This window comes from Deltaproteobacteria bacterium (assembly GCA_029860075.1).
GTDB lineage: Bacteria > Desulfobacterota > JADFVX01 > JADFVX01 > JADFVX01 > JAOUBX01.
Genome location: JAOUBX010000021.1, coordinates 31,337 through 52,801 on the forward strand (window position 1 = coordinate 31,337; position 21,465 = coordinate 52,801).

The following is a 21,465-nucleotide window of genomic DNA, read 5'->3' on the forward strand; positions in this document are numbered from 1 at the left end:
AACAATTAATCACTTCAACATATACCCCCTGGCAAGCCGTGTATACTCCTCCACCTGCTTCTTTTCCCAGCTTTCATCATGCCCAAGCTCACGGGCAAGAATCCCTGCCACTTCCGGCGCCGCCTCAATTGATTTTTCGGCATCCAGGATGAGCGCTCTTGTCCGGCGGGAAAGAATATCCTCCACCGTTCTTGCCATTTCCTTCCTGGCTCCCCACAGGACCTGAGAATAACGGTAAGGAAGATCGGGATGAATCTGACGGGCAAGCTCCATCTCCTCAAGCTCCATCCCTTTTATGAGGACAGCTTCACTGCCGTAAACCCTGAGGCGGTCATCGGTGGTAAGTTCCGGGGCATCCCTGTCCATAGCGCCGTAGAGTTTCAGCTTTTCCGTAACACAGGGTCTTTCCGGAAGGTCGCCTACCATAATGGCATGCTCCATTGCATCTTCAGCCATTTTCCGGTAAGTCGTCCACTTTCCACCAACAATGGTGACAAGACCCGTTTCACTGGTGAAAACTTCATGGCTCCGTGATATTTCCTTGCTTTCCAGACTTTTTCCCGGAGGATGGACGAGAGGCCTTATCCCTGCAAAAACAGATTTGACATCACGGCGGCCGGGTTCTTTTTCCAGGTAGCGTCCTGCATTTCTGAGAATGAAATCCACCTCCTCATCGAGGGGAAGAGGCTCGATGGAGCATTCTTTAAGGGTTGTATCCGTTGTGCCTACAAGCAGTCTGTCATGCCAGGGGATGGCAAAAAGTACTCTGCCGTCATCAGTGTGGGGAACCATGATGGCCGTATCGCTTGGCTGAAAGGAACGATCGAAGACGAGATGAATACCCTGCGCCGGTTCGATAAGGGGAGGGGCTTCAGGCCGGTCCATGCGGCAGATGGTATCGGCAAATATGCCCGTTGCATTGACAACAACCTTCGCCTTTATAGTCAGGGATTTTCCGCTCTCCTTATCAAGGGCGACGGCGCCCGAAACATAGCCCCCCTCTTTAATAAGCGCTTTAACGTCTACATAGTTGGCAAGAGCAGCGCCATGTTCACAGGCGGTAAGGGCCATGGTTACCGCCATACGGGAGTCATCGAACTGGCCGTCATGATAGCGTATCCCTCCCGTTAAACCCTCGCGCTCAATATTGGGGATGGCCTCTACTGTTTCGTCATGACTTAAGAATTCACTGGGAGCAAGGTTGAGTTTTCCTGCCATGGTGTCATAAAGTTTGAGGCCGATGCCATAAAAAGGACCTTCCCACCAGTGATAGCGGGGAACAATAAAAGACTGGTCAGAGACAAGATGGGGTGCATTACGGTAGAGAATACCTCTTTCACGGAGGGCCTCCATGACAAGTGAAAAGTTCATCTGTTCAAGATAGCGTACTCCGCCGTGAATAAGCTTGGTACTCCTGCCCGATGTGCCCTTGGCGAAATCCCAGGCTTCCACAAGGGCTGTGCCATACCCCCTGCTCGCCGCATCGATGGCCACGCCGAGCCCCGTTGCTCCCCCTCCGATGACAAGAACATCGAAGTCTTCTCCCTCCAGCCGGTCGATCATCTCATTACGGTTCATGAATCCCTCCTGAAATCTTATTATCCCGGAAAAGCCATAGGCTTTAAATTTTCATAAGAACCTGAAAAAACAATCTCTCTTTCTCTCAAATGCACAGACGCAACCCCTGGTTTTTGAAGTTTTTAGAATTAACCGATTCCCGGTCATGCCGGGGACAGCAAAACCTTTTTTCCCAACAGGGATTAAGCTTTTTTTAAATTGACCTGCCCTTCCGCAGCTTCCCTCGTTGAAAATAATCTTTTCAGTTAAAGTTTAGTTACCTCATAACCACGCTTTTTCAACTGATTTATAAGCCCTTCTTTCCCGAGCATATGGGCAACACCTACAAGGAGGAACTCCTTTTCCGGTGTTTTCATATATGCATCTATTTTTTTAAGCCATTTTTTGTTACGGTCTGTCAACAGGTTTTTGTATAACTTTGGAAACTCTTTTTTGATATCTTTGACAAAGAGATCGGACAACTTCTGAATATCACCGGCTCTCCATGCCGATATCATTTCATCTAACAAGGTTGATGTCTCTTTGAAATCATCGATGGAGTGGATGACAAAATTGCTCTCATTCCCCTCGCCCATGGCTGTCAGAAAACCGATTTGCTCTTCCAGCGTCTCCAGGCTATCCCTTTTCTTTCCATCGGCCGCTGCTTTCCTGTCGTAGTAGAAATCGACGCCACCGCTGTCTACTCCCAATTTCTTGAGTTCCAGCGCAAGAACAGTAAAAACGACCATAGACGGCTTCATCCTGTTAAGCGCCTCTAAAGGCAGGCCCAGGCCGTCACAATATTTTTTTAATTTGCCGTAAGCCTCTTTTGAGAGGACTTTATCGAGGGTTCGGCCATCACTATACATACCCTGAGAGACCATAAGCTGCTGGATCTCGGGACTCTGCATTGCGTCAAGGTCTGTTTCGAAGGTGATAATCTTGGAGTCTGCATAGGCAGAGTCGAATTCTTTTGGCAATGGAAAGTCCGATGACCTTAATATGTGGATAGTGCCGCCGAGATAGATAACGGATGACCCCGACTGTACCTTCCATAGGGAAGTTTCCGCATGAAGCGACGAACTGAATAATACCGTGCAGATGAGGACTAAAAGCTTTGTTTTCATAATTAACTCCTTTTTTTGTGTTATTGGAATCGAGAGAGACTATCTCTTGCTAGCTGACCTGTTCTTCTGACTGCCTCTTGCCCTAAAAATCGATACTCACCTCCAGGGCATCGAGAAACTTGTTAAACCCCGTAAATATTTCCATTACACCGAGCGCCTCGACAATTTCGCCGCTTGAAGCCCCTTCAATCTTAAGGTCATTAAAGATGGAACCGGGAATGGCATTGGGATTGATGTTGGCCTCTCTGGCGAGCCTTATAAGGGCAGCTTCCTTTTTGCTAATTTCCGCTGCATCAAACTCCTCGTTAAGAATAAAGATTATCTCCTCTTCCGTGACATTAAGCATCTTCAGTGCGGCCGTATGGGCTGCAACACAGTAATCACAGCTGTTGTCATTGGATACGATAACAGCAATGGCTTCCTTGGCCTTTCGGGAAAGGGCGCCTTGCATCATGACGCCTTTCACCTTCTCCCAGTTGGCTTTTAGCAGCGGTGGAAAGTGAGCAGACGTTTTAAAGAGATTCGGTACCATCCCAAAAGCGGCCTCTATTTCGTCAAATATAGCTTTTACCTCATCACTTGCTTCTCCCTTTTCAATCGTTTCAACCTTTGGCATAGTTCCTCCTTTTTTACTGTTTCATTCGCAAATCAGGAAAAATATCTTTTGCTTTTATTGCAGACATGCTATTAGTTTTAAATTCTAATTATTCCCTAAGTCCGACAGACTCCCGGAAAGTATTTACGTTAAATCTTATCAGAAATCGTCACAGTTTCCACCTCAATAAACAGGCGGATAAAAAAGTATCTGCCAAGCTCTCGAAAACAGGCAAGATAAAAGGGACAACAAACCTTCCTGCCTGAATCATTATTTATTCCTTCTCCTTTAAATAAAAAAATATAAGCGCCAGCAAAGAACCCTCTTTATTGTCGCCTTTTATATCACAATAAAGATGCCTTGCATATATACATACTGCTCTTTTGCTTTTTTCTGGAGGGAAGATTCTAGCCGGATGTGGACTTACTGCCGGAAAAGTTATTTCTTTTGATTTTATATTTTGCGGGACCTGACAAAATCAGGTCAAAGAACTATCTCTTTCTCAAAGAATTGAAATATGCCCCTTTTCTCTCTATATTGCCCTGAATCCGTCATTAAGCCCTAAACCGTGAATACTGAGCTCCCTCTCTTCCCTTTCTGCATCGGGATCATCGATGGAATCGACGCTCAGAAACATTTCGATATATTCTTCCGGAAAGTCATGCTCTCTGGCGCCAATGAGCACATGACCTTTGTACCAGTGATAGGGGCTTACTTTATCATCAATGTGAGTGGCATAGTAGGTAAAGGCCTCCATTTTTTGTCCTGATTCAGCATAGATGGAAACGCTTTTCTCATTGTAACCCATACCGAGCCCTTCCGCCCTGTCGAGATGGACTTTATGGTCCGCATCAATCCTGTAAAGGGAGCCGAGCACACAATCCCTGTTGTTTCCCGTATAAAAGGCATCGCATTTGCCGGAACCATCTCTTCCGGCCTTGTGAAAACAAAGCACGTGAGCGGTCAGGTAGCCCCTTGCTACCGGTTCGGCTGAGGGAACCCGTTTTGAAATTCTTGCTATAGACAGATTCGAGCCATAAGCAAAGTAAAGCATCTTTTATCCTCTATTATTTTTATAGCGTTGGTTCTTTTTTCTAAATCATTGCTGCAAGCAGACTATTATAACAAAAAGGGACGGTCAACATCAAAGCTGACCGTCCCTTCATCGATAAAACTTCTTTACCCATATTCACCCCATTCGCCCCTCCATTAAGGAAGCAATATCTGCTTCTTTCCTCCGTACCCCCTGTGGCGGCGCGACTGCCCGTAGCGGCTGCCGATATGCTTATTGAGATCTTCCAGCACTTTCTCAGGTGTCTTTTCTACTGAAAATATCCAGCTTATAAAATGTATCAATGTTCTTATCATAGGGTTCCTCAAGTTATGGGACAATTTTGCGCCTCTCCTGCCGGAAAAAGGGCGGGTATTTTCAGGTCCTGGGAAGCGTTACGCCTGTCTGCCCCTGGTATTTTCCCTTCCTGTCGGCATAGGATGTTTCACAGACTTCATCAGATTCAAAAAAGAGTACCTGCGCTACACCTTCGTTGGCGTAAATCTTTGCCGGAAGCGGTGTCGTATTAGAAAATTCGAGGGTTACATAGCCTTCCCACTCGGGCTCGAAAGGGGTAACATTAACGATAATGCCACAGCGGGCATAAGTCGACTTTCCAAGACATACAGTCAAAACATTTCTCGGTATACGGAAGTATTCGACAGTACGGGCCAGGGCAAAGGAGTTGGGCGGAATAATACAGATGTCACCCTTGAAATCAACAAAGGATCTGGGGCAAAAATCTTTGGGATCGACAATGGAGCTGTGTACATTGGTAAAGATCTTGAATTCATCGGAGCAGCGAATGTCGTAGCCGTAACTTGATGTACCGTAGCTGACAACGCGGTTGCCATTTACATTCTTCACCTGCTCCGCTTCGAAGGGCTCGATCATGCTATGATTCTCGGCCATTCTTCTTATCCATTTGTCTGATTTTATCGACATTTTATCTCTCCGGGAGAAAAGTGACGGCTTATCTCCCTAAAGCCCGGAATAATCGCAATCAAGGCTGTTTAAATTAATTATCTCTCCTCGTCTCTTCAACACCCCTATCCTCTTTCGGCTTACTTACCGACAAAGGGCTTGATTTGACAGGATTTTTTTCCCTAAAAAGCTTTTCGTAGTAATCCATCCACTCTCTGGCAGAAAGAATCTCTTTTCTCATTTCATCAGACACGTTTTGAATTCTCCTTTGTAAAAAGCCCACTCCTTTAAATTGGCCGGCAGGAGCGGATGAAAGACTTGCCCCTGCTTTTCAGAGTTTATATCAACACTTGGAATAACCACAGCCCCTGCACGTGAGGCAGCCTTCGATAAACTCGATAATATGACCACAATCGGGACACTCGGGACAGACCCCCATATCAATGGAATCAACCCTCTTTTCGGCCTGGGCCATATTGTTGCTCGTCATTTCAGGAAGAGGCGCCATTGCCATATGCGTTGACGCCGTATTCTCGGCAGCAGCGGCGGTGCTATTACCGTTGCCGTTGGCTACATAGTGGGCAAGCACCTGACCAATAGCATCGGGGCAGGAAAGAACAGCATTTTTCCCTATTCCCAGCGGCATGGGGCACCTTACACCTCGCATCTGGTCCATAATGGACTCGGTCTTTACACCTGCTCTCAGGGCAAGAGAGACGAGACGGCCGATAGCTTCATTATGAGAGTTGATACAGCCGCCGGACTTACCCATCCGGGTAAAGATCTCACAAAGACCTTCTTCATCTTCGTTGACGGTAACAAAAAGGCTTCCGCAACCTGTGGCCACCTTTTCCGTCTTACCAAAAGTAACGGCCGGCCTTTCCCTGGGCGCCACAATCTCATCGGCATGAATATGAACTTCATGTTTTTCTTCTTTTTTCTCTTCCTTCTTGATGGAAAGAACCTGTCCTTCCCTGCTGCCGTCACGGTAGATGGTAATTCCCTTACAGCCATTCTTGTGGGCCAGCATGTAGGCCTTCTCTATGTCGGAAACAGTTGCGTCATTATGAAAATTGATTGTCTTGGAAACAGCATTATCGGTATATTTCTGGAAAGCCGCCTGCATCTTGATGTGCCATTCAGGTGAAATATCATGAGACGTAACAAAGGCCTTTCTTATATGTTCGGGAACCTCTGCCATACCCTGAACGCTACCCTTCCCGGCAATCTTCTTCATTAGTTCAACAGAGTAGAAACCTTCTTTTTTTGCGATCCTTTCGAAGAGAGGATTTACCTCGGGAAGTTCGTCGTTATCCATAACGTTTCTTACGTAAGAGATGGCAAAAAGCGGCTCCACACCACTGGAGCAAGCGGAAATAATAGAGATAGTGCCTGTCGGCGCAATAGTTGTCGTCGTCGCATTCCTTATCTTTACAGCATTTTTCCCTTTGTCAAAAATGCTTCCCTTGAAGTTGGGGAAAGCGCCTCTTTTTTCAGCCAGATCGACAGAAGCCTCCCTCGCCTTTTCACGGATAAAGCCCATAATCTTATCCGCCGTATCAACCCCTTCCCGGCTGTTGTAGCCAATGCCGAGCATGATAAGCATATCGGCAAAACCCATGACACCAAGACCGATCTTCCGGTTGGCCCTCGTCATTTTGGCAATTTTATCAATAGGGTACTTATTGGCATCAATAACGTTATCAAGATAATGAACGGCCTTCTTTACGGTAGAACCCAGTTTGGCATAATCGAGCTTGCCCCCTGTTATCATTCTGGAGAGATTGATGGAGCCCAGGTTGCATGACTCATAGGGAAGGAGGGGCTGCTCACCGCAGGGATTAGTCGAGGCAATGGGGCCTATCTTGGGCGTCGGGTTATCTCTATTCATCCTGTCGATAAAAACAATACCGGGGTCGCCGTTGGTCCAGGCAAGCTCCGTAATTTTATCAAAAACCTTTCTTGCATCCAGTCTTTCCACTTCTTCACCCGATCTGGGGTCGACAAGGCTGTAGTCCCTGTCCTTTTCAACGGCATCCATGAAGTCTTCAGTCAGCGCTACGGAAATATTGAAGTTGGTCAGAGTTACATGGTCTTCCTTGCAGGTGATGAATTCCATAATATCAGGGTGATCGACTCTGAGTATGCCCATATTGGCACCCCTTCTCGTCCCCCCCTGCTTGATAGCCTCAGTGGCTGAATCGAATACTTTCATAAAAGAAACGGGACCGGAACTGACGCCTTTGGTAGAGGCAACGACGGAGTTTTTCGGTCTCAGGTTGGAAAAATCGAAGCCCGTGCCGCCGCCGCTTTTATGGATAAGCGCCGTATCTTTAATGGATTCAAAGATGGACTCCATAGAATCTTCCACAGGAAGAACAAAACAGGCGGAAAGCTGACCCAGGTCACGGCCTGCATTCATCAGTGTAGGTGAATTAGGCAGAAATTCGAGATTGGTCATCATGGAGTAAAACTCATTCTCCAGGGACTTAATATCGGCTGTGGGATCGTGCTTGAGGTCAGCCTCGGCAATAGTGCGGGCAACGCGCCTGAACATATCCTCCACTTTTTCAACAGGCCTGCCGCTCTCATTTTTTTTCAAATACCTTCTTTCAAGAACGGTAATTGCATTCTCAGTAAGAGGCAGCTTATCCCCCCGTTGCTTCTCTACTTTTACCTTACTACCTGCCAAATCTCCTGAAACTGCGCCTACGCTACCCATTCACTCCTCCTCAAATATGAAATTTATATAATAGAAAGCAACGTTATGATGACTTTACCAACCATCTTTATGTTGTAGTGAAAAAAGACTATACCACTACATGTTGTGTGTCAAGCACAAAAATACAAATTCTGTTTAGTATCTGTTTAAAGGGTTAATTCTTAAGGGATTTTTTATATCTAAAAAAAAGAAGAGAGGAAAATCCCCCCCATAGGCTGCGAGGGAGGAAAGGTCTGTCTGTGCTATCGGCTTATCTGCATAGAGAGCCAGTTAACGATATTCCCTGCAAATTTTCTATTATCACCCACATCAATAAAAGCATTGGCAAGCGGGGCGTCATCAGCCACAACAACAACCTTGCCTTTACCATGATCAGATACGGCAACAACACCCATTTTGGCTCTGGGCTCGCCGTGGTCAAAACGCCTGTTGCGGTTAAAATCGGCATAGGCATTTTCCGATGTGAAGGCAAGGACTTTGCCTTTTCCTTCGGCAAGCAATCCCCAACTGCCGTAGAATGCTATCATCGAGACATCCCGGGTAATCTCATGGGAAGCCATGTCCTTAACAAAAAAATCCTGACTCCGGCCGTTGATCTTGTTTTCATTTTCCGAAATAACGGCGTTAGAGAGAATAATACCGAATCTTTCCGTCAGCCTTGCAAGGGGAGGCGCAATGTGGAGGAGAACAAGAAGCCTTCCGCCATCATTGACAAACTTTTCAACAAGGTCTATCTCTTCCGGGCTATAGGGAGCCATGGATCCGGGAATGACGAGAACATCGACGGTTCCCGTATCGAGGATTCCCAGGGGATAATCCCCTATCTCCACATGATCGCCATTTTCACGGAAAAGGGATACAAACTTTTTAAGACCAAGATGCTGCTCTGAAGAGGGGTGAAAAATCACCCGGTGAGAAGTATCGAAATAAATCTCAGCCGAGGCGGCATGACCCGAGAGAGACAATAAGAATAAAGACGCCAGGAGTATAATTGCTTTCATTTGAAACCACCTTAAATGTAATTTTTTGACTTGTTAAGATAATAAGGTTTAAATAGAGATTCAAAAAAAAGAAGCTGCACCGGCTAAAGTGCAGCTTAAGAAGGAGGTTCTGCCCGGTCCGTTACTAACCGGGAGGCCCTTTGATTATAATGGCTGGAAGTTTATTTTTCCTTTTTTCATAGAGACTTTGATGCCTTTGGCGTTGCTGAACTTGCAGTTTAACAGGCAATCACTGAGCGGCGCCTCTACATATTTGGTAACGATCCGCTTTAAAGGTCTCGCACCATACCTGGAGGTCTCTATTTTTTTAGCGAGATGTTCTTTCACTGATGCCGGAAAGGAAACCTTCTTTCCGGAAGCTTCAAGCCTTTTGGTAACGACATTTAGAAACATCTCGACAATCCTTACATTTTCCTTGTGCCCAAGCGCCCTGAAGACAATAATGTCGTCGACACGGTTTAAAAACTCGGGAGCAAAAATATTCTCCAGCGCACGCACGGTTTCTTTTTTCTTAAAGCTATGGCTTACTTCAGCCTTTCTGTCACCGAAACCGATGGCCCCTTCCAACTCAGCGATTTCTCCTGCCCCCACATTGCTGGTCATAATGACAATACTTTTGTTGAAGGGTATTCTCTGCCCTTTATTATCAGTGGCAAAGCCTTCATCCATTATCTGGAGAAGGAGGTTATGGACCTTGCCGTGGGCTTTCTCGATCTCATCGAAAAGAACGATCCGTTCAGGATTCTTTGTCATAGGCTCACTCAGCACACCCCCATCGTCATAACCGACATAACCGGGAGGCGCTCCAATAAGCTTTGCATATTCATGGGGAAGGGCATATTCTGAACAGTCAATACGTACCATAGCATTAACATCACCGAGAACCAGTTCGGCAAGAGCCTTGGCAAGCTCTGTTTTGCCCACACCGGTCTGTCCGGCAAAAAGAAAGATTCCCGCCGGTTTATCAGGTGACATAATCCCCGTATAAGACCTTTTCATTGCCTGAACAACCTTGCTGATAGCCTCGCTCTGTCCCACTACCCTTTCCTTCAGCTTTTCTTCAAGGGAATGGGCAATATGGTGCTCGTGGGCAAGTTTCTCTTCACCCTCGAGAAGAAAAAGGTTCCCCGGCTTTTCCCGTTCTTCCACATTAATAGAGATCCGGTTGATATCGAAAGCGGGATTTACCTTAACGCACATCTGGTAAAGCTCTTCTTCCAGCATTTCCACCCCGCCGTTCATCTCCTTTGATAAAATAATATCCTTTAATATATCATCGTTATAATTGACGATAGACGTATTAATCACCAGTTGCCTGTATGATCTTTTATCTGTCAGGTTCACCCGCTTGAAGAGCTGCTGGACCTCGGAATCCGAGAAGGCCCTGATCTTGATGAACCGGTCAATGGGTTGGCAGTATCTCATTGTTACATTCGTCTTTAGCTCCATTGGGCACCTCCTTTTTTCTATGGGTCCTTCGTTACTTGTTTATAATTTATTGCAAATTAAATACCAATTTTTTTTTCTCATCCATGAAAAGAAGCAAGCACCCCTAATTACCCCATATAGACGGGTAAAATTACACCGATTGCTTCCATTAATTAGTCATTTTTCCGAGCCGAAAGTTCCTGCCCAGGAGATATGCTCCTTATAAAAATGCAACAAATAGTATCAGTTATTTGACACAAGCTATGTAATTTTTTCGCACAGAGAAAGTTCGACAGAAGAGTCAACCCCCTTTTGTCTGCAAGTTACACATTTTTCTTCTACATACAAACACCTGTAATTACGGGAGAATCTCTTTATAATGATCTCCATTTTTAACTTTTTTCCCTTAACCGGAGACAGTCTTTGTATTTTTTTGTTGACATATTCAACTCTCTCCGCTATTTTACAGCCACCAATAAAGCACTAAATAGGTCCAGTTTACCCTCTTTAAACTATCTCCTAACCCGAGGCGCTAACTATGATAACAAAAACCGATGTACCTCTGCGGTGTATCTGCAATGAAAAAATCATTCTGAGAGAGCCCACGGGATTGATTGTAAAAACGAGGATTTTAAAGGTGACAGAGACACATATAGATGTAAAGTGCAAGAGGTGCGGTAACTGGCTGACCATACCCCGGGACTTTTCCCTGGACCAGCCATAGTAAACATCCTTTCCCCATGGGAAGAGAATAGATACAACATATCAAGCAATATCCCATAAGGTATAAGTCAAAAAGAAAGACAGGAAGCCGGGACTGTTCATCAATAGATGGGTGTCCCTTTTTTTTGCAATTTCATTGAAAAAACCCAGAAGGTAAAAAGTCGAAAGTCGAAGACAAAAGCCGGGGCCGCCATTATATATGGCCGCTCCGGCTTTTTTAGTTTGTCCGTTCAAAAATTTTAAGACAGGAGGTGAAAAAAGAAAATTGGGTGGTGAAAAAATAAATAACAATTATTAATGAACTATTCAGGAGGAAATCAATGAAACGTTTTATTGCTTTAACTGTATCTATGCTATTAATGTTAAGTGGTGTTGCTTTTGCCGGAGAAACCAAGGTCTCCGGTTTCGCTGATATCTGGTACGTTATTACAGACGAGCCCAATGATCCTGCCACAGCGGGTGCCGACCATCCCACAGAAAAGAAGTTTCTTGCTGACGCTGAAATCGATGTGAGGAGCAAAATAAGTGACAAACTGACTGTCCTGCTCGATGTTGAATTTGACCTTGCCGCTAATGGTGGGGCTAATGCAGGCAATGCACTTTTTGGCAGCAACTCTGATTCCGGCAGGATAGAACAGGCTGCATTTGTTTCTACCACTCTCCCTGTAGCCGTTATCGGTGGTGTTTTCAACAATCCTATCGGACTGGAAGAAGAAGATGCGCCTGACATGGATTTCTTCTCTCATGGGCAGATATACAACATCCTCGATGGACAGACTATTCTTGATGGAGATAACATCGCAGGCGCCGCTCTTCAGAAAACCTTCGGTCCGGCAACAATTACCGTGGCTTATCTCGATGAGTTGAACCTTACTGCGGAAGAAAATTCAATGGCTGCCTTACTGAACCTCAATATCATGAAAGGCCTTGACCTTGAAGTGGGTTACGTGACTGCAGCAGACCAGGCTGATTCAGGGCTTACAGCTACAACTCTTGCGGGAGATGTTTACCTTGGTGCGGAAAGCGCCCTTGATGTTAACCTGACAGTAACGGCTGTACCGAATCTTTACATCGGTGTTGAATACTTCACTGCCGGAGAAGTTATTGATTCCGCCTACGGTGTTACTGCAAAATACTCCATTCTGGACAATCTCTCAGTTGCAGCAAGGTATGATGCAGTTCAATACGCCGACCTCAATCTGGCTGCTGGTGGTACTCTTGCTGCGCCAGACGACACGACAAGCACAACTGTTGCTGTTACCTATGGCCTCGATGAAAACCTTGATGTTGTGCTCGAACATCGTGATACTGACGATGCTGATGGAATTGCCGCACTTGCCGGCCTTGCAAAGGGCGACGGCGTTGAAACGACACTCGAATTCATCGCCAGGTTCTGATTTTTATCGCTTATATTTGTTTTAGAAATACATCTCTTTCTATCCTTACCTGTTTGGCGGCGGCCTTGCCGAAGGCCGCCGCCACTTTTTAAAACCACCAAAGAGGAAAAAAATGTCCAGATAGCGTTTTTTTTAGTTGCATTTTATTTTAAAGTGGATAAAATAGGCTCCCATTATCCTGTTTAAACATCTGCCATAAAAAAAGACCAAGAGGTAAGTGAATGAAGTTAACAAGATTAGCAGATTATGCCGTCCGGGCTATCGTACACCTGGCAACGAAAAAAGAAGGTGAAATGGCTACTATTGCAGAGATAGCCGAGAGCCAGGGAATCCCATCGAGCTTTCTTGCAAAGGTGATGCAGGCCCTGTCGCGAGGCGGGATAGTAAGGGCTCACAGAGGCAAGTCAGGTGGCTTTTCCCTTGTAGATGAGCCTGAGAAGGTCACCATCAGGATGATAGTAGAAGCCGTCGAAGGCCCCATCAATCTCAACAGGTGCCTTACAAAACCGGGAGAATGTGACAGGGATACCTTCTGTGGCGCCCACCCTGTCTGGAGAGAAGCCCAGGAGGCCCTTTTCAGTGTGCTCGACAAATATACGGCAGCTGAAATGGCTAAAAGCCAGCTTGAAAACATCAAAAAGCAGGACTCTTAGAAAGCAAATTCGAAAAATTGTGTAAGAGAGGGGTAATTTTTTATAACACTTTAAGTACCACCATAAAAAAAGAAATTTTTGAATCGGCCAACCCTTTTTTTGCATCTATCTATCTATTTATTTTCATCCTGATTCGCCGGGATGAAAAAATTTGATAAGAATAAAAAAATGATGGAGGTAGTAAATGAGTAACGATCAAACAGCAGAAAAGTACGACTTCGGCGTCGTACGATGGTTCTCCGTAGCCGCTACAATCTATTTTGTTGTAGGCGCGCTCGTCGGAGTCATCCTGGCAGCCCAGCTAACCTGGCCTGCACTAAACCTCGATATCCCCTATATTTCATTCGGGAGATTGAGACCGCTTCACACCAACGCAGTCATCTTTGCATTCGGCGGATGTACCCTCTTTGCCTCGGCCTATTACGTCGTGCAAAGAACATGTTCGGTAAACCTCTGGAGCAACAAGCTTGCATGGTTTACCTTTATCGGATGGAATGTAGTTATCGTAAGCGCAGTTATTACGCTTCCCCTGGGAATTACGCAGGGCAAGGAGTATGCGGAACTTGAATGGCCTATCGATATACTGATAGCTGTTACCTGGCTCTGCTTTATGTTCAATTTTGTAATGACTGTCGTAAAACGGAAAGAACCTCACATCTATGTTGCAAACTGGTTCTTTATGGCCATGATGGTAATGATTACCTACCTTCATGTGGTAAACAGCCTGGTCATCCCCGTTGAACTTTTCAAATCCTACTCCATATTCTCAGGTGTTCATGACGCCATGATCCAGTGGTGGTACGGACATAATGCCGTCGGTTTCTTCCTTACGGCAGGTTTCCTTGGAATCATGTACTACTTTATTCCAAAGCAGTCAGGCCGTCCAATTTTCTCTTACAGACTTTCAGTTATCCACTTTTGGGCACTCACCTTCGGTTATGTCTGGCTCGGTGCTCACCACCTCCAGTATACGGCCCTTCCCGACTGGACGGCCACACTGGGCGCCATCATCTCCATGGCTATGATCATCCCTTCATGGGGTGGCGCAGTAAATGGAATGATGACATTGAGCGGCGCATGGGACAAGCTGAGAACAGACTACATTCTCAGGTTCCTTATCGTATCTCTTGCCTTCTACGCCATGAGTACCTTCGAAGGTCCCGTTATGTCGGTAAGGGTTGTTAACGCCCTTTCTCACTATACGGACTGGACCATCGGTCATGTTCACTCAGGCGCTCTCGGATGGGTGGTCATGGTTTCTGCCGGAGCCATCTATCATATGGTTGAACGTCTCTGGGGCAGGCAGATGTACTCTACCAAGCTCGTAAACTTCCACTTCTGGCTCCATACCATCGGTATCATTATTTACATCTGCGCCATGTGGGTTTCGGGAATCATGCAGGGTCTTATGTGGCGTGCCTATGATGAGTACGGCAACCTGGTTTACTCCTTTGCCGAGTCGGTTGCAGCCATGCACCCCTACTATGCAATGAGAACTGTTGGAGGCATTTGTGTCCTCGTAGGAGCTATTATTATGCTCTACAACATTATCATGACAATCACTAAATCCGAACCTGCCAGGTAAAAGGCAGAACCTATACTTAAGGAGGTATCTAATGGCTGCAAGCAATCAGGACGGTTTACAGCAAAAACTGGAAAAAAACGTAGGCGCATTTCTGCTCATGTGTGCCTTTGTCGTTTCCATCGGCGGAATCGTTGAGATAGTCCCGCTCTTTTATCTCAACAACGTCGTTGAAACAAAGGAACAATTTGAAGAAGTAGGCGGTGTGAGACCTTATACGCCCCTTGAACTGGCAGGAAGAGACATTTATCTCAGAGAAGGCTGCTATAACTGCCACTCACAGATGGTAAGACCTTTCCGTGATGAAAAAGAACGTTACGGTCACTTCTCTCTCGCCGTAGAATCCAAGTATGACCACCCCTTCCAGTGGGGTTCAAAAAGGACAGGGCCCGATCTTGCCAGGGTGGGGGGTAAATACTCTGACGAATGGCATGTTGCACATATGATGGATCCCAGAGCGGTCGTGCCTGAGTCGGTCATGCCGAGATATCCATGGTTGAAAGATGCAACCATTGATGGTCCCGGTATTGAAAAAAGGGTAAGCGCCATGAGGACTATCGGTGTTCCCTATACGGATGAGGATATTGCGGGAGCTGCCAAAGCTGTTGAAGGTAAAACAGAAATGGATGCTATCGTTGCTTATCTCCAGGTACTCGGCACCATGATAGAGTTCAAGGAAGGCAGGGATTACCGTGAATAGTCTCATAGGACATTTTTCAACCAACTGGTCCCGGTTGACGACAAATGACTGGATTGGCCTTTCAGCAACGGTCATTATTTTCATGCTTATGACCATTGCCTATGCATACACTTTCAGGTCTAAAAACCGTGAAAAGCTGGAAGCCCATCGTTTTATAATAATGAATGAAGATTCTTCATATAAGGAGGATAAAAATGGCTGAAAAACATGACCCATATGCAGCAAAAGACACAGGGCACGCATGGGATGAAATAAAGGAACTCGATAATCCACCTCCGAGATGGTGGATGATCGGTATGCACATAAGCTGGATCAGCGTTGTTATCTATTTTATACTCTTTCCATCCATCCCGCTTGTAGATGGTTCGACAAAGGGTATTCTGGGATGGACCCAGATCAAGCGCCTCAAAAACCAGGTTGCTGAAGTTGAAGCATTGAGAAAACCCTATAACGATAAACTGAGCGGTATGTCTGTTAATGAAATATTGAAAGACAACGAGCTTCTTGGTTTTGCCCAGGGTTCGGCCAAGGTCCTCTTTGCTGAGAACTGTGCAGGCTGTCACGGTGTCGGTGGACAGGGTGGCCCTGACTTTCCCGTACTTGCTGATGACGACTGGCTTTATGGAGGAACAGCCGATACGATTGTTGAAACAATTACCGACGGTCGTGCAGGTATTATGAATGCTCATGCATCTCTCCTTAGCAAGCAGGAGGTGGACGATGTCGTTAAATATGTAATGGGACTTTCCAGGGGTGAGGTCCATGAGCCTGGAAAAGCCGTTTTTATGGGTGAAACTGAGGGCGAAGCCGCTTGTTTCGGTTGCCACGGTGAAGATGCTAAAGGAATGCCGGAAATGGGTGCACCAAACCTGACGGACAGCATCTGGCGTTTTTCATCTGCCGAAGAGGATATTCGTCAAACCGTACTCCACGGTGTAAATGATGAAGAAGAACCCCAGACCCGTAAAGCGATTATGCCGGCTTTCGCCAAAAAGCTCGACGAAACGCAGATCAAAAAGCTTGCCGTAATGGTTCATCAGTTTGGTGGTGGAAAATAGCTGACTGCTGAAAATTAAGTCTCTTAAGGCCGGTAGCTTGCAGATAAAACTCCTGCACGGCTTCCGGCCTTTTTTTAAAGTATTTTTTACCACCAAGACACAAAGCTCACAAAGAAGAACAGAGAGAATAAAAGCCTTATTTTAAACAATTAACAGGAAAATTCTCTCTTATCGACTCCGTACTCATCCTTTCTATTGCTTTGTGACCTTTGTGACTTTGTGGTTAGTCAAATATTCATGAATCCTTTACAGGACAAGCTTATCTAATATACTATTTTAAAGGTACCCACCAGATGAAATCAGCAACGAAGGAGAGCCTCTTGGCCGACAAGGAAGATAGAGATAACCTGGAAGAAAGCTACTGGCATGTCAATCCCGGTGATGTCAAGATTCATGCAACACGAATCAAGGGCCGTTTTAGAAACTACAAATGGATGGCTGCCTCCTTCTGGCTCTTATTCTTCTTTGGCCCTTACCTCAGGTGGGACGGCAGACAGGCCGTTCTTTTCGATATTCCCAACCGCAAATTTCATATTTTCTCCATTACCGTCTGGCCCCAGGACGTGTGGATGCTCGCCCTGGTCCTTATCTTTCTCTTCCTGGCGCTTTTTGCCGTCACGGCCATTGGCGGGCGGATGTTCTGTGGTTATTTGTGTTTCCAAACCGTATGGACCGATATCTTTACGCTCGCCGAAGATTGGATTGAAGGCGCGCCCGTAAAAAGAAGAAAACTTGATGAAGCTCCCTGGACATTCACTAAAATCAGGTTAAGAACAACAAAACACCTTGTCTTTATTATCATCTCCTTACTGACAGGCGCTACTTTTTCAGCCTACTTTATGGACGCTTTCCAGCTTTGGAAAGGCTATTTCACGTTCACTCTACCGGCAGTCGGCTGGTATACCCTTCTCTTTTTCTTCATGTGTACCTACATATTCGGGGGATTTATGAGAGAGCAGGTCTGTTTCTGGCTCTGCCCTTATGCAAGGATTCAGGGAGTTATGTATGATTCAGACACAATCCTCCCCACCTATGACAAAGATCGGGGCGAACCAAGGGTGCGCCTCAAAAAAGGAGGCCACTCACCTGACGCCGGAGATTGCGTCGATTGTAACCTCTGCGTTGCCGTCTGCCCAACAGGCATTGATATCCGATACGGCCAACAGGAAGGCTGCATTACCTGCGGGCTCTGCATCGACGCCTGTGACGCCATCATGGACAAGGTTGGAAGGCCACGGGGACTCGTCAGATATGCCTCTCTCGATGAACTGGGGGGAATAATCCTGCCACCGCTCTTTAAAAGACCAAGAGTCATTGTATATTCACTCATTCTCTTCCTTGCTTTTAGCGGAATAAGCTACGGTCTGCTAACCCTGGGCGGCATGAGCATCAATGTTATTCATGAACGTCAGCCTCTTTTCGTCAAACTAAGCGACGGATCCATTCAAAATAAATATACAATGAAAATTGTTAACACAACGGACAAGGAACTCAATCTCGCCATTGAAGCAGACGGCGTGGAAGGACTGACTATGGTGGGTTCCAAAGAACCGGTAAAAATACCTGTCAGCAAGGTAAGACCTGTCATGATTCTTTTAAAAGCACCTGAAAAGTCGCTAAAAGAGCAAAATATACCCATCATCTTTAAAGTCTACGATGTGAATGACAAAACAATAAAGAGCGAGTACAAAAGCATGTTTATGAGTCCCGCAAAATAACCTGATTTGGGGAGAGAAAAATATGAAAAGTGAAAGTGCTGCAACAGAAGAAAAAGAATGGCCTGAAAAAAAATCCGCTTTTAAAAGTCCCTGGGTTCTGGGGTGGATTGCCATGGTTATCGTCATTATCACTGCCAATATGACCATGGTAGTTATTGCCTCAAAGACATCTTCAGGTCTCGTTGTTGAAGATTATTATGAAAAAGGAAAAAACTACCAGAAATCGATAGAAAAGCTGGCCCGGGAAAAAGCACTCGGCTGGAAAGCAAGCCTCGTTGTTCCAGGTAATGCAGCGGTAAACAGTCTTTCTACTTTTGTTCTCAACGCAAAAGATTCTACAGGAGCCCCCCTCCTGGCCGAAGAGGTCACCATTCATGCCTTCAGGCCATCTGATGCTGAGGCAGATTTCCAAATCCCCATGACAAGCGAAGGTGGTGGGGATTATTCAGGGAAGATCACCTTTCTCCTGCCCGGCCATTGGGATATCGTTGTAAGTCTTAAAAGGGGCAATGACGAGTTTGAAGTAGTGGAAAGGATTTTCGTTAAGAAGGCTCCCTCTGCTTAAAAAATAATATTCTCGCGCAAAGACGCAAAGATCGCAAAGAAAAAAATAATGATAACCTTTGCGCACTTGGCGGCTTTGCGAGAAAATTTAAAAGCTTCTTTTACTAATATACCAAAATTATCCTGACATGAGTTCATGCTTCCACTGCGCCCTCCCCATTCCTGCGGGTGTTCATTATTCTTCCGAAATTGGCGGCGAGACGAGACATTTTTGCTGCAACGGTTGTCTCGGCGTTTGCCGTTCCATTTTTGAAGCGGGACTCGAAGGTTTTTATGAGAGAACACCTGAGAAAGAAGCCCTCGCACCTCCCCCTGATATGCCCGATGATCTTCGTATGTACGACATGGACGATGTTGTTGCCGACTATGTCGAATCCGACGATAAGGGAAAAGAGGTCAATCTTCTCGTAGAAGGGATGCACTGCGCCGCCTGTGTCTGGCTTATCGAAAAGACTCTTGTCCGTGAAGAGGAGGTTATCTCTGCACGTGTCAACCTCTCTAACAGACGTCTCAAAATCCTCTGGACGGACAATAAACTTAAACTTTCACATATTATAAAAAAGCTCTCCCATGTGGGTTATTCCGTCGTCCCCTACGATCCACAGGCGGCGGAGGGAATGATGGCAAAAGAGAAAAGGAGCTATCTTTTTAAGATTGCATTCGCCGGATTTGCCATGATGAACCTTTTATGGACGTCGGTGGCCCTCTACAGCGGCGCCGATGAGGGAGAATTCAGAAATTTCTTCCACTGGATCGGTTTTGCCCTGGCCACCCCTACCCTTTTCTATTCAGGCCACCCTTTTATTAAGGGTGCATTAAATAGCCTGAAAAGGCTTCATCTCAACATGGATCTGCCCATCGCAATCGGCGCCCTGACTACCTATTTATACTCCACCTATATAACGATAAATAACAGTGTAAGGGGTGAAGTCTATTTCGATACGGTAGTCACCTTTATTTTTGTCATCCTCATCGGCCGGTATCTCGAAATGTCATCGAGAGACATGGCCACATCGGCAACACAGAGACTGCTCGACCTTCAGCCTAAAGTAGCAACCGTCATAAGAGAGGGAAAAGAAGAGCTTGTCCCCATCAAGGCTGTCCTCGCCGGTGATAGGGTCGTTATCAAACCGGGAGAAAAGGTTCCCGTAGACGGAATAATAGTGGAGGGTGAAAGTTCCATCGATGAATCGATGCTGACGGGAGAATCGCTCCCTGCGGGAAAGTCGCTTGGAGATAAAGTAGCTGCGGGAACGCTAAACACGACAGGCGCCCTAATAGTGGAAGTTGAAAAAACAGGGAAAGAAACCTCACTTTCGCGCATCATCGGCCTTGTGGAAAATGCCCAGATGTCAAAAGCACCTGTTCAGCGAATAACAGACCGCATCGTTCCCTGGTTTGTTGCCGTCACCATTGGCCTTGCCATTGTCACCTTTTTTTACTGGCTCGGTGACGGCAATGACAAGGCCCTTATGGCGGCCACCTCCGTCCTCATCATCACCTGCCCCTGCGCGCTGGGATTGGCAACACCCATGGCTGTTTCCGTCGCTTCCGGTGTGGCGGCAAGGAAGGGCTTGCTAATAAAAGAGGGTAAAGCCATTGAAATGTTATCCAAAACAAGTCATTTCGTCTTCGATAAAACGGGAACCATTACGGAAGGCCGCATGTCTGTTGCTAGCATTATTGATCTTGAAGGCGTGGGTGAAGAAAAAATTCTTGCCCTGGCGGCCACTCTGGAGAGAAGCTCGGAGCATACTATTGCCAGAGGAATTATTGAGGAAGCCGGAAAGCGGAACATCGATCCCTTTAAACTGCCTCTCGAAAATTTCAATAGCCGTCCCGGTTGCGGTGTCACGGGAAAAGTGGAGGGATTAAGCGTCTCTGCCGGAAGCCTTAAGTGGATGATTGAGGAAGGGCAGGCCAAGGGAAATGATATTAACGCTCAGGCAGAAAAGCTGGAGTCAAAGGGATTAACGCCAATATTGATTTCCACTGATAATAAACTGGTAGGCATTATCTCCCTTTCCGATACCTTGCGCGACGATGCGGAAGAGACTCTCAACACATTAAGAAAAAGCGTACCAGACCTTACACTGCTAAGTGGAGACAGGCAGGGTGTTGCTCATATGATTGCTGAAAAGGTGGGTGGTATGAATGTTATGGGCGAACTCCTTCCCGAAGACAAATCGCAGAAGATAGAAAAAATCCAACAGAACGGAAATATCGTCACCATGGTTGGAGACGGCGTAAATGATGCACCCTCACTCATCAGGGCCGATGTGGGCATTGCTATCGGTTCCGGCACAGACGTGTCCATCGAAAGCGCCGACATCGTTCTCATGACAAACCACTTAAAGGGTGTTCAAAAGGCCTACGAGCTTTCAAAAAATACAGTTTCTACGATCAAACAGAATATCTCCATCTCCCTTGTCTACAACCTCATTATGATTCCCCTGGCAATGATGGCCCTTGTTACCCCTGTCGTAGCCGCTATTGCCATGCCTATCAGTTCGCTGCTTGTTATTGGTAATGCGGCGCGGTTGAGGGTGTCGGTGAAAGATTAATAGCCTATTTGTTTCACGCAGAGACGCCGAGAACGCAAAGGAAACCTTAAACCCGTTTTGTCATTCCCGTGGAGACAGGAATCCAAAATATCTTCGTTGGT

The 21,465-nt window shown here is 46.1% G+C and carries 20 protein-coding genes; 10 read left to right on the forward strand and 10 right to left on the reverse strand.

What is annotated here, in order from left to right; all coding sequences use genetic code 11:
- Window positions 1-9 precede the first annotated feature (9 nt).
- The 10 genes from OEV42_08370 to OEV42_08415 form a co-directional block, all read right to left on the reverse strand.
- Window positions 10-1,578 carry a glycerol-3-phosphate dehydrogenase/oxidase gene (locus OEV42_08370; GenBank protein ID MDH3974279.1) on the reverse strand — a complete coding sequence of 523 codons (1,569 nt, stop codon included), beginning with the start codon at window positions 1,576-1,578 and terminating at the stop codon, window positions 10-12.
- 245 nt (window positions 1,579-1,823) lie between these two features.
- Window positions 1,824-2,684, reverse strand: coding sequence for a TraB/GumN family protein (locus OEV42_08375; GenBank protein MDH3974280.1), 861 nt, complete (start codon window positions 2,682-2,684; stop codon window positions 1,824-1,826).
- Between the two features lie 82 nt (window positions 2,685-2,766).
- Window positions 2,767-3,300 (reverse strand): peroxidase-related enzyme, encoded by a 534-nt coding sequence (locus tag OEV42_08380; protein ID MDH3974281.1) that lies wholly within the window; start codon window positions 3,298-3,300, stop codon window positions 2,767-2,769.
- Window positions 3,301-3,811: 511 nt separating this feature from the next.
- Window positions 3,812-4,333, reverse strand: coding sequence for a gamma-glutamylcyclotransferase (locus OEV42_08385; GenBank protein ID MDH3974282.1), 522 nt, complete (start codon window positions 4,331-4,333; stop codon window positions 3,812-3,814).
- Window positions 4,334-4,488: 155 nt separating this feature from the next.
- The gene (locus OEV42_08390; protein ID MDH3974283.1) at window positions 4,489-4,647 is read right to left on the reverse strand and encodes a hypothetical protein; all 159 of its coding nucleotides are present in this window, start codon (window positions 4,645-4,647) and stop codon (window positions 4,489-4,491) included.
- A 61-nt stretch (window positions 4,648-4,708) separates the two neighbouring features.
- Window positions 4,709-5,275, reverse strand: coding sequence for a dCTP deaminase (dcd, locus tag OEV42_08395; protein ID MDH3974284.1), 567 nt, complete (start codon window positions 5,273-5,275; stop codon window positions 4,709-4,711).
- Window positions 5,276-5,348: 73 nt separating this feature from the next.
- Window positions 5,349-5,507 carry a hypothetical protein gene (locus OEV42_08400; protein MDH3974285.1) on the reverse strand — a complete coding sequence of 53 codons (159 nt, stop codon included), beginning with the start codon at window positions 5,505-5,507 and terminating at the stop codon, window positions 5,349-5,351.
- Between the two features lie 90 nt (window positions 5,508-5,597).
- On the reverse strand, window positions 5,598-7,976 hold the full coding sequence (locus tag OEV42_08405) for a vitamin B12-dependent ribonucleotide reductase (GenBank protein MDH3974286.1): 2,379 nt from the start codon (window positions 7,974-7,976) through the stop codon (window positions 5,598-5,600).
- A 242-nt stretch (window positions 7,977-8,218) separates the two neighbouring features.
- The gene (locus OEV42_08410) at window positions 8,219-8,977 is read right to left on the reverse strand and encodes a DUF4350 domain-containing protein (protein ID MDH3974287.1); all 759 of its coding nucleotides are present in this window, start codon (window positions 8,975-8,977) and stop codon (window positions 8,219-8,221) included.
- Window positions 8,978-9,121: 144 nt separating this feature from the next.
- The gene (locus OEV42_08415) at window positions 9,122-10,426 is read right to left on the reverse strand and encodes an AAA family ATPase (protein MDH3974288.1); all 1,305 of its coding nucleotides are present in this window, start codon (window positions 10,424-10,426) and stop codon (window positions 9,122-9,124) included.
- Between the two features lie 517 nt (window positions 10,427-10,943).
- Here OEV42_08415 and OEV42_08420 point away from each other — a divergent pair.
- The 10 genes from OEV42_08420 to OEV42_08465 all read left to right on the forward strand — a co-directional run bounded on the left by OEV42_08420 (window position 10,944) and on the right by OEV42_08465 (window position 21,364).
- Window positions 10,944-11,129 carry a hypothetical protein gene (locus tag OEV42_08420; GenBank protein MDH3974289.1) on the forward strand — a complete coding sequence of 62 codons (186 nt, stop codon included), beginning with the start codon at window positions 10,944-10,946 and terminating at the stop codon, window positions 11,127-11,129.
- Between the two features lie 319 nt (window positions 11,130-11,448).
- Complete coding sequence (locus OEV42_08425) at window positions 11,449-12,525, forward strand: hypothetical protein (protein ID MDH3974290.1); 1,077 nt, start codon at window positions 11,449-11,451, stop codon at window positions 12,523-12,525.
- Between the two features lie 221 nt (window positions 12,526-12,746).
- Window positions 12,747-13,178, forward strand: coding sequence for an Rrf2 family transcriptional regulator (locus tag OEV42_08430; GenBank protein ID MDH3974291.1), 432 nt, complete (start codon window positions 12,747-12,749; stop codon window positions 13,176-13,178).
- Between the two features lie 184 nt (window positions 13,179-13,362).
- On the forward strand, window positions 13,363-14,763 hold the full coding sequence (ccoN, locus tag OEV42_08435; GenBank protein ID MDH3974292.1) for a cytochrome-c oxidase, cbb3-type subunit I: 1,401 nt from the start codon (window positions 13,363-13,365) through the stop codon (window positions 14,761-14,763).
- Window positions 14,764-14,794: 31 nt separating this feature from the next.
- Entirely contained in the window at window positions 14,795-15,460 is a 666-nt protein-coding gene (gene ccoO, locus OEV42_08440) for a cytochrome-c oxidase, cbb3-type subunit II (GenBank protein ID MDH3974293.1), read from the forward strand.
- Window positions 15,453-15,662 (forward strand): cbb3-type cytochrome c oxidase subunit 3, encoded by a 210-nt coding sequence (locus OEV42_08445; protein MDH3974294.1) that lies wholly within the window; start codon window positions 15,453-15,455, stop codon window positions 15,660-15,662. Before ccoO ends, OEV42_08445 begins: the two co-directional genes overlap by 8 nt.
- Window positions 15,655-16,518 (forward strand): cytochrome-c oxidase, cbb3-type subunit III, encoded by an 864-nt coding sequence (ccoP, locus tag OEV42_08450; GenBank protein MDH3974295.1) that lies wholly within the window; start codon window positions 15,655-15,657, stop codon window positions 16,516-16,518. The genes OEV42_08445 and ccoP overlap by 8 nt, the downstream gene beginning before the upstream one ends.
- Window positions 16,519-16,811: 293 nt before the next feature.
- Entirely contained in the window at window positions 16,812-18,236 is a 1,425-nt protein-coding gene (gene ccoG / locus OEV42_08455) for a cytochrome c oxidase accessory protein CcoG (protein MDH3974296.1), read from the forward strand.
- A 22-nt stretch (window positions 18,237-18,258) separates the two neighbouring features.
- Window positions 18,259-18,801 (forward strand): FixH family protein, encoded by a 543-nt coding sequence (locus OEV42_08460; GenBank protein MDH3974297.1) that lies wholly within the window; start codon window positions 18,259-18,261, stop codon window positions 18,799-18,801.
- A 127-nt stretch (window positions 18,802-18,928) separates the two neighbouring features.
- The gene (locus tag OEV42_08465) at window positions 18,929-21,364 is read left to right on the forward strand and encodes a heavy metal translocating P-type ATPase (GenBank protein MDH3974298.1); all 2,436 of its coding nucleotides are present in this window, start codon (window positions 18,929-18,931) and stop codon (window positions 21,362-21,364) included.
- The last annotated feature ends 101 nt before the right edge of the window (window positions 21,365-21,465 follow it).